Annotated in this window: 10 protein-coding genes; 5 read left to right on the plus strand and 5 right to left on the minus strand. The window is 70.6% G+C overall.

The features are described 5' to 3' along the window. The first annotated feature begins 58 nt into the window (after positions 1-58). On the plus strand, positions 59-706 hold the full coding sequence (locus tag O2L01_RS17710) for a response regulator transcription factor (protein WP_309299881.1): 648 nt from the start codon (positions 59-61) through the stop codon (positions 704-706). Here the strand turns inward: O2L01_RS17710 and O2L01_RS17715 are convergent. The 5 genes from O2L01_RS17715 to rimP form a co-directional block, all read right to left on the minus strand. Beyond that, positions 703-2,133 (minus strand): class I SAM-dependent methyltransferase, encoded by a 1,431-nt coding sequence (locus O2L01_RS17715; RefSeq protein WP_270123328.1) that lies wholly within the window; start codon positions 2,131-2,133, stop codon positions 703-705. The genes O2L01_RS17710 and O2L01_RS17715 overlap by 4 nt on opposite strands. Beyond that, a complete protein-coding gene (gene infB / locus O2L01_RS17720) occupies positions 2,133-5,060 on the minus strand; it encodes a translation initiation factor IF-2 (protein WP_270123329.1) in 2,928 nt (975 codons plus the stop codon). Before infB ends, O2L01_RS17715 begins: the two co-directional genes overlap by 1 nt. Positions 5,061-5,140: 80 nt before the next feature. Continuing rightward, entirely contained in the window at positions 5,141-5,488 is a 348-nt protein-coding gene (locus tag O2L01_RS25710; RefSeq protein ID WP_374727678.1) for a YlxR family protein, read from the minus strand. 1 nt (position 5,489) lies between these two features. Further along, complete coding sequence (gene nusA / locus O2L01_RS17725; RefSeq protein ID WP_270123330.1) at positions 5,490-6,524, minus strand: transcription termination factor NusA; 1,035 nt, start codon at positions 6,522-6,524, stop codon at positions 5,490-5,492. Positions 6,525-6,598: 74 nt separating this feature from the next. Further along, on the minus strand, positions 6,599-7,060 hold the full coding sequence (gene rimP, locus O2L01_RS17730; protein ID WP_270123331.1) for a ribosome maturation factor RimP: 462 nt from the start codon (positions 7,058-7,060) through the stop codon (positions 6,599-6,601). An 82-nt stretch (positions 7,061-7,142) separates the two neighbouring features. Between rimP and O2L01_RS17735 the strand changes: the two genes are divergently transcribed. From O2L01_RS17735 to O2L01_RS17750, 4 genes are all read left to right on the plus strand, one after another. Further along, a complete protein-coding gene (locus O2L01_RS17735) occupies positions 7,143-7,538 on the plus strand; it encodes a hypothetical protein (protein ID WP_270123332.1) in 396 nt (131 codons plus the stop codon). Then, a complete protein-coding gene (locus tag O2L01_RS17740; RefSeq protein WP_270123333.1) occupies positions 7,535-7,948 on the plus strand; it encodes a DUF4439 domain-containing protein in 414 nt (137 codons plus the stop codon). Before O2L01_RS17735 ends, O2L01_RS17740 begins: the two co-directional genes overlap by 4 nt. Before the next feature lie 155 nt (positions 7,949-8,103). Next, positions 8,104-8,697: a PadR family transcriptional regulator gene (locus O2L01_RS17745; protein WP_270123334.1), complete on the plus strand. Its 594-nt coding sequence runs from the start codon at positions 8,104-8,106 to the stop codon at positions 8,695-8,697. A 20-nt stretch (positions 8,698-8,717) separates the two neighbouring features. Then, the coding region (locus tag O2L01_RS17750; protein WP_270123336.1) for an ATP-binding cassette domain-containing protein at positions 8,718-8,877 on the plus strand (160 nt) is incomplete at its 3' end.

The following is an 8,877-nucleotide window of genomic DNA, read 5'->3' on the forward strand; positions in this document are numbered from 1 at the left end:
ACAGTGTTTGCTCGTTTTCGGGGAGAGGCGCCGAAGGCGCCGGTGGGTGGGGTGACGGGTGCGGGTAGTGGTGGCCGATGACGCCGTGCTCATCCGTTCAGGGCTGGTCAGGCTCCTGGAGGAGTTCGGCTGCGAGGTGGTCGCCGAGGTCGGCGACGGCGACGCCCTCGTGGAGGCCGTCGCCGAGCACCGGCCGGACGTGTCGGTGGTGGACGTGCGGATGCCGCCGTCCTTCACCGACGAGGGCCTGCGGGCCGCCACCCGCGCCCGCGAGCTCGTGCCGGGCGCGCCGGTGCTCATCCTCAGCCAGTACGTGGAGGTCTCCTACGCGGACGACCTCCTCGCCGACGCGCGCGGCGCGGTGGGCTACCTGCTGAAGGACCGCGTGATCGACGTGGACGACTTCATGGACTCGCTGAAGCGCGTCGCCGGCGGCGGCACGGTCTTCGACCCCGAGGTCGTCTCCCAGCTCATGGTGCGCCGCAGGAAGAACGACCCGGTCGCGACGCTCACGCCCCGCGAGAAGGAGGTCCTGGGCCTCATGGCCGAGGGCCACTCCAACAAGGCGATCGGCAAGAAGCTCTTCATCTCCGACGGCGCGGTCGAGAAGCACATCCGCAACATCTTCACCAAGCTCACGTTGAGCAGCGAGGACGGCGACCACCACCGGAGGGTGAAGGCGGTCCTCGCCTATCTGCGTTCCTAGACGAGGAAGCCGCGCTCGATCAGGTGGCGGATCACGGGGTAGAGCTGGGCGTAGAGCATCGCCGGCTCTGCCCCGTACGTGTCGGCGAGGAGCTGGACCTGCAGGCGGACTTCCGCTTCGCCGTTGCAGGCGCCCATGAACTGGACGACCAGCGGGTCGAGCTCCTCGGCGTAGCGCATGCCGTTCGCCTGCTGGAGCCACTGGCGGTCGACGTCCCAGCCCTCGCCGCCGACCGCGGCGCTCTGCTGGAGCACCACGCCCTCGGCGACGCGGAGCCGCGCCTGCCACAGGGTCTCGGGTTCGAGGTCCCGCTCCCGCATGGCGAACCAGTCGCCGACGCGGTCGCGCCACGGGGTCTCGACCGCGTGCCGGGCCTCCTCGCAGACGACCTCGCTCGGGCCTTCGATGCGGCGCACGTTGATGAAACCGAACCCGACGCCTTCGACGCGGTTCGACCCGAACCAGTCGAGCCAGGCGGCGGCCTGCTCGGCGTCGTGGTCCTCGCCGGAGTCGCGCTGCCAGGTGCGCACGTAGTCGAGCGGGTCGAGCTTCTCGCGTTCGACGGCCCAGACGCGGACGCCTTCGTCGGGGAACCAGCCGGCGACGCGCTCGGCCCAGTCCTCGCCTTCGAGGTGCAGCCAGTTCGCGAGGAACTGCATGGTGCCGTTCGGGTTCAGGAGGTCGGCTGAGGCCGCCGCGAGTTCGGCCGCGATGCCGTCTGCTTCGCGGCCGCCGTCGCGGTAGGTCCAGCCCGAGCCGGGCGTGGCGATCACGAACGGCGGGTTCGCGACCACGAGGTCGAAGCGGCGGCCCGCCACGGGGGCGAGCAGATCGCCTTGCAGCAGTTCGAGATTCACACCGTTCACGACGGCGTTCAGCGCCGCGAAGGCCACCGCGCGGTCGCTCAGATCGGTCGCGGTCACGCTCGCGGCGTGCTCGGCCAAGGCGAGGGCCTGGACGCCGCAGCCGGTGCCGAGGTCCAGGGCGCTGCCGACCGGCTCACGCAAGGTCGCGTCCAGGAGGAGCTTCGAGGCGCCGCCGATGCCGAGCACGTGCTCGCGGGTGCGGCCGCCCGTGGTGTTCGGGAGCTGGTCCGAGAAGAGCAGGCGCTCGCCCTCGAACTGCGCGCCCCAGCCCGCCAGGTACTCCGAGTTCCCCCACACCAGGCCGCATTCGCGGGCCTCGTCGAACCCCAAGGGGGCCAACGCTTTCACGACCTCCTCAGCCGGGACCGGCACACCGATCACGAACAGCCGGGTCAGCACACCGAGCGGATCGTCCCCGCATTGCGCGAGCAGGGCCCGGTAGTCGCCGCGGTCGGCCGCGCGCATCGCCGGGTCGCCGTAGACGGCCGACAGCGCGGCCCGGCGGAAGCCCCGAAAGGCCTCGCCGAGCCGCGCTGCGGCTTCGGTCTCGAGGAGACGCACTAAACGCGCGGCTTCTCGCGCATCTCGAAGGCTTCGACGATGTCGCCCTCTTCGATGTTGTTGTAGTTCTTCAAGGTGAAACCGCACTCGAAGCCCTCGCGGACCTCGGTCGCGTCGTCCTTGAACCGGCGCAGCGACGAGATGGTGGTCTCGATGACGACGTTGCCGTCGCGCATGAGGCGGACCTTCGCGTTGCGCTTGATCGAACCGCTCGTGACGAGCGCACCGGCGATGTTGCCGAGCTTCGAGGAGCGGAACACCTCGCGGATCTCGGCGGTGCCGAGCGCCACTTCCTCGTACTCGGGCTTGAGCATGCCCTTGAGCGCGGTCTCGATCTCTTCGATCGCCTGGTAGATGACCGTGTAGTACCGGACGTCCACGCCTTCGCGCTCGGCCATGTCGCGGACGCGACCCTCGGCGCGAACGTTGAAGGCGATGATCGTCGCCGACTCGCCGTCGCCCGCCGCAGCGAGGTTGACGTCGCTCTCGGTGATCGGACCGACGCCGCGGTGGATGACCTGCAGGTGCACTTCCTCGGGGATCTCCAGCGCGACCAAGGCCTCTTCGAGGGCCTCGACCGAACCGGCGCCGTCGCCCTTGATGATGAGCGAGAGCGTGGTGCGCTCGCCTTCGGCGATCTTGTCCATGAGGTTCTCGAGCGTGGTGCGCGAGACGCGCGACGCCTGCTGAGCGGCGCGGCGGCGAGCCTGACGCTGCTCGGCGATCTGCCGGACCATGCGGTCGTCGTCGGCGGCGAGGAACACGTCGCCCGCCATCGGGACGGACGCGAGGCCCTGCACCTGCACCGGGAACGACGGGGTCGCCTCGGTGACACGGTTGCCGTCGGCGTCGTGCATCGCACGGACGCGGCCGTGGGCCCCGCCGGCGACGATCGAGTCGCCGACCCGCAGCGTGCCCTTCTGGACCAGGACGCTCGCGACCGGGCCGCGGCCCTTGTCGAGGTGCGCCTCGATCGCGATGCCCTGCGCGTTGCCCGACTCCGACGCTTCCAGTTCAAGGGAGGCGTCGGCGGTCAGGAGCACCGCTTCGAGCAGGTCCGCGATGCCGATGCGCGGCTTGGCGGCCACGTCGACGAACATGGTCTGCCCGCCGTACTCCTCGGCGACCAGGCCGTACTCGGTCAGCTGCTGGCGGACCTTGCCCGGGTTCGCGTCGGGGAGGTCGGTCTTGTTGACCGCCACCACGACGGGAGCGCCGGCGGCGCTGGCGTGGTTCAAGGCCTCGACCGTCTGCGGCATGACGCCGTCGTCGGCCGCGACCACGAGCACCACGATGTCCGTGACGTTCGCACCGCGAGCACGCATGGCGGTGAACGCCTCGTGGCCCGGGGTGTCGATGAAGGTGATGGCGCGGTCTTCGCCCTCGTGCTCGACGTGCACCTGGTACGCGCCGATGTGCTGGGTGATGCCGCCCGCCTCGCCGGCGACGACGTTGGACGACCGGATGGCGTCCAGCAGCTTCGTCTTACCGTGGTCGACGTGGCCCATGACCGTGACGACCGGGGGACGCGCGACGAACGTGTCCTTGTCCTCCGCGTCGAGGTCGATGCCGAACTGCGACAGCAGCTCGCGGTCCTCCTCCTCGGGGGACACGATCTTGATGTCCCAGTCGAGGTGGGCGCCGAGGAGCTCGAAGGTCTCCTCCGACACGGACTGCGTCGCGGTCACCATCTCGCCCAGGCCGAACAGCTCCTGGACGAGCGTGCCCGGCAGGGTGCCGATCTTGTCGGCGAAGTCGGAGAGCGACGCGCCGCGTGCGAGGCGAATGGTCTCGCCGTTGCCGCGCGGAGCGCCCGACTGCATCCTCGGCGCTGCGAGGTTGTCGAACTCCTGGCGACGCTGACGACGCGACTTGCGGCTCTTGCCTCGGGGGCCGCCGCGACCGAACGCGCCGGCCGCACCGCCGCCGCGGGCCTTGCCGCCGCCGCCTGCGCGACCGCCGCCGCCGCGGTACGGAGCGGGTGCGCCGGTCGAAGGACCGGAACCGCCGCCTGCACCGCCTGCTGCGCCACCGCCGCCGCCGGCACCGCCGAACGTGCCGCGGTAGTTGCCGCCGCCGCCACCGGGACGACCGCCGCCGCCGCCAGGACGACCGGCACCACCGCCGGGTCCGCCGCGACCGCCGCCGCGGGCCCCGCGGGGACCGCCGTCACGACCGCCGCCGGCCGGACGACCGGGCATCATGCCCGGGTTCGGGCGCGGAGGCATCATGCGCGGGCTCGGACGGGGACCGCCCGGGCGCTCGCCGCCGCCGTCGGCGGCAGCGGGACGCGGCTTGGCGTTGGCGCCGCCGACGCCGAACGGGTTCTTGGGGCCCGGCTTCGGGGCGCCCGGACGGGCGGCCGGAGCCGGCTTCGGGCCGGGCTTCGGAGCGGCGGCGGCGCGCTTGGCGGCCTCGGCCTGCTCCTGCTGACGCTTGACCAGCTCCTCGGCGCGCTTCTGCTCCGCGGCCACCTCGATGTCGCGGGCGCTCGTGGGCTGGGCGACCGGGGCCGGCGCGGGGGCCGGCTTCGGCCCGGGCTTCGGCGCGGCCGCACCCGGCTTCGGGGCGGCCTTCTTCTCGGCCTTCTTCGCTTCGGCTTCGGCCTTCGCCTCGGACTTGGCGTCCTTGGCCTCGACCTTGGCCTGCATGATCTTGGACGGGCTCGGTGCCGCCGGGCGCGGGCCCTTGGGGGCCGCCGCCGCCTTGGCGGGCTCGGGCGTCGGGGATTCCGTCTTCCCGGCCGACGCTGCCGGGGCGCCCTGTGCGGCGTCGTATTCCTGCCGCAGTCGACGCGCGACAGGCGCCTCGACCGTGCTCGACGCTGACTTCACGAACTCGCCCATGTCCCCGAGGCGGGCGAGCAGTTCCTTGCTCGTCGTGCCCAGTTCCTTGGCAAGTTCATGTACGCGGGGCTTTGCTGCCACTGCACTCCTCAATTCGAGGTCGTACGGGCAGCGCCCGCCGACCTTATCTACCGACTAGCAACGTGTTCATTCGCAGAACTTCATCGCGTGGTCTTCATTCGGTCTCTACCTGCTTCGTGTGCGGGAGTCGGCCTCTCGGCCGACTCCGACTCGACATGGGTTCGCACCGCTCCAACGTCTACCGTTCCCTCGATTCTGAGGGCTCGGGCGAACGCACGCTTGCGAACTGCCTGTTCAAGGCAGTTCAGGTCGTGGTGCACATGGGCTCCGCGGCCGCTGAGGCGGCGCTGCGGGTCCGGAACCAGGCGGTTCGGGGAACCCTCAGAGCGTTGAACGACGACGCGCAGCAGCTCATCGGCCGATGCGCGTCTGCGGCACCCCACACAGGTGCGGACTACCGCTGCGTCACGTTGCGATCCGCTAATCAGTCTACCTCCCGGACCGCCGACCACCACCGGCCGGGCCGGTCTCCTCCTTCGCTCCACCGGAGACGTGCGCGTCCGACTTGATGTCGATCCGCCACCCCGTGAGGCGCGCGGCGAGCCGGGCGTTCTGGCCTTCGCGGCCGATCGCGAGCGAAAGCTGATAGTCCGGGACGATCACCTCAGTGGACCGGGTGGACTCGTCCACCACCCTCACCGACAGGGTCTTCGCCGGCGAGAGGGCGTTCGCGACGAACCGCGCGGGGTCGGCGTCCCAGTCGACGATGTCGATCTTCTCGCCGCCGAGCTCGCTCATGACGGCCCGTACACGCGAGCCCATCGGGCCGATGCACGCGCCCTTCGCGTTGACGTCCTTCGTTGTGGCGCGCACCGCGATCTTGGAACGGTGACCGGCCTCACGCGCGATCGCGGGGATCTCCACCGCGCCCTCGTCGATCTCGGGCACCTCGAACGCGAACAGCTTCTTGACCAGGGCGGGGTGGGTGCGCGACAGCGTGATCTGCGGGCCGCGGGCGGTGCGGTTCACCTGGATGACGATCGCGCGGATGCGCTTGCCGTGCTCGTAGTTCTCGCCGGGGACCTGCTCGTTGAGGGGCAGGGTGGCCTCGATCTTGCCGAGGTCGACGGTGACGATCCCGCGCTCGTTGCGCTCGCCGTGGGCCTGGACGACGCCGGTGACGATGTCGCCCTCCTTGCCGGAGTACTCGCCGTAGTTGACCTCGTCGGCGGCTTCGCGCAGACGCTGCAGGATGACCTGCTTCGCGGTCTGGGCGGCGATGCGGCCGAAGCCCTCGGGGGTGTCGTCGCGCTCCGAGACGACCTCGTCCTCTTCGTTCAGCACCGGCACCAGGACATTCGCGATCCCGCTGTCGCGGTTCACCACTACTCGCGCGCGCTCATCGGCCCCGGGGGTGTGCTTGTAGGCGGTCAGCAGCGCCGATTCGATAGCGCCGAGGATTGTCTCGAAAGGGATGTCGCGCTCGCGTTCCAGCGACCGCAGCGCGGCCAGGTCGATATGCACCCGTTCTCCTTAAGTCTTGAGTTGTCCTCACCGCGGCCGTTCAAGGCGTGCGAGCCGCGTCTTCGAGCAGACGCTCATCTCAGCTCGATCTGCACCTTGCCGGGCCCCAGCTCGGCATAGGTAGCCGAGCGGCGCACGCCGTCGGCTTCTAGTTCAATCCCCCGCTCGCTGGCGGCCGTGACGCGCCCAGTGAAGGGCTCCTCCCCGATGTGCACGGCTACCAAGCGCCCAATATTACGCCGCCAGTGCCGCGGCTCGGTCAGCGGACGGTCCACGCCAGGCGAGGACACTTCCAGGGTATAGGCGGTGTCGGCGAAGGGCCCACCCGTGCTGTCCGACTCGTCCAGGGCCTTCGAGCAGGCTTTCGAGACAACGGCCACATCGTCCAGACTGATCCCGCCGTCCTTGTCCACGAGGACCCGGACGAGCAGCCGCCGGCCGGCCTTGGTGACCTGCAGCCCTTCGAGGTCGAATCCGATCTTCGCCACGGCCGGGGCCAGGATCGCCTCTACTTCTTGCTGCCGCTCAGAACCCATGCGCACTTCCCTCCGGTTGCCTATTCGGCCGAGATTAACCGCCCGGGGACAGAATGGAAAGGCAGCCTGGGAAACTGGGTGGGTGTTCACGACCCGACGCGGACTCCTGGTCGGGGCGGCCGTAATCACGGCCGCCGGATGCACCCGGGAGACGGCGCACATCATCACTTCAGACGCGGACCTCACCGCCGCGCTCCGCACTGCGCGGACGCTGGCAGCCGCGGCCGACGCCCTGGGATTCGGCGAACTCGCCGAGGACCACCTGACCCACGCCGCCACATTGGAGCGGCTGCTGCGGCCCAATGTGGTCGCCGACGAGACCGGCGAGCTCCCGGCGGACGCCGCCGCGCTCGCCGCGGCCGAGTCCGCGGGGAGCGAGGAGGCCGGCGACGCCTGCCTCACCACCGAATCGGACTACGCCGTGCTCCTCGGCGAGATCGCGGCCTGCCGCGCCGCCCACGCGGCGGTGCTCGCATGACCGTAGTGGACACCGGCCTCGCCGCCGAGTACGCGGCGATCTACGCCTACAGCGCCGCCACGGTGCACCTCGACGGCGACCCGCGCTGGATCGCCGAGGAGCTCGAAGCCGAGCACCGCTCCCGGCGCGACGCGATCCTCGACTACTACGCCGAGCAGGGCCTCCAACCGGCGCCGCCCTTGGCGGGCTACGACATCGACCCGATCGCCGACGCCGCCGCAGCCCAGGACCTGCTGCTCGCCGTCGAGGCGAGCGTGACCACCACTTGGCGCGCGGGCGTCGTCACCACCGAACCGCACGAGCGCGAACTGTGCCTGCGCATGTACGGCGAATCGGCCGTGGCGCTGGCCCGCTGGCGCCTCGCCGTCGGCGTGTCCGCCGCCGACCCGTGGCCGGGCCGACCGGAGTAGCCGGGCCGACCGAGTAGCCGGGCCGGTTCACCGGCCGTCCGGCCGTCCGGCCGTCGACGAAATAGCCATACCCCGTATCCGCTTGCTGCATACCAGCTATGCCATACTCGGTATCTCTCCGCTTGGAGAGGACTAGTAGCGATACGAGGTTGCACATGAGTGTCAAACACAGCCTCCTCGCGCTGCTCGAACGGGGACCCGCTTACGGCTACCAACTGCGGGCCGCGTTCGAGAGCGCCACGGGCAACACCTGGCCGCTCAACATCGGACAGGTCTACACCACCCTCAACCGGCTCGAACGCGACGAGCTCGTCGAAGCGCTGCCGGAGAACGACTCCGGCCAGCGCCCCTACCGCATCACCGACAGCGGCCGCCGCCACCTGGCCGGCTGGTTCGCGTCCCCGGTGCAGGCCGCCGACCGGCCCCGCGACGAGCTCACGATCAAGCTGGCCCTGGCGGTGACCACGCCCGGCGTGGACGTCGCCGACGTCATCCAGCGGCAGCGGGGGGCGACCCTGCGTCTGCTGCAGGAGTACACGCGGCTCAAGGCGGCCGAGGAGCACGCGGAACTCGCATGGCGGCTGGTGCTGGAGTCGATGATCTTCCGCGCGGAAGCGGAGATCCGCTGGCTCGACCACACCGAGGCCGTCGTGGCCCGCGCCGAGACGCCCGCGCCGCCGCCGTTCGCGGTCGGCGAGACCGACCCGGCCGACGCGGCGCCCGAACTCAACCGATCCCGAACCAACTGAGAGAGAACGCGGTACCCCCCATGACCGTTCTGCATCTGAAAGGCGTGAGCCGGACCCACGGCTCGGGCGAGAACCTCGTCAACGCCCTTGTCGACGCCGACCTCACCATCTCCGCTGGTGAGCTCGTCGCCATCATGGGCCCTTCGGGGTCCGGCAAGTCGACGCTGCTCAACCTCGCCG

Origin of the sequence: Glycomyces lechevalierae (assembly GCF_027622945.1) — a bacterium.
In the GTDB taxonomy this organism is placed as follows: domain Bacteria; phylum Actinomycetota; class Actinomycetes; order Mycobacteriales; family Micromonosporaceae; genus Glycomyces; species Glycomyces rutgersensis.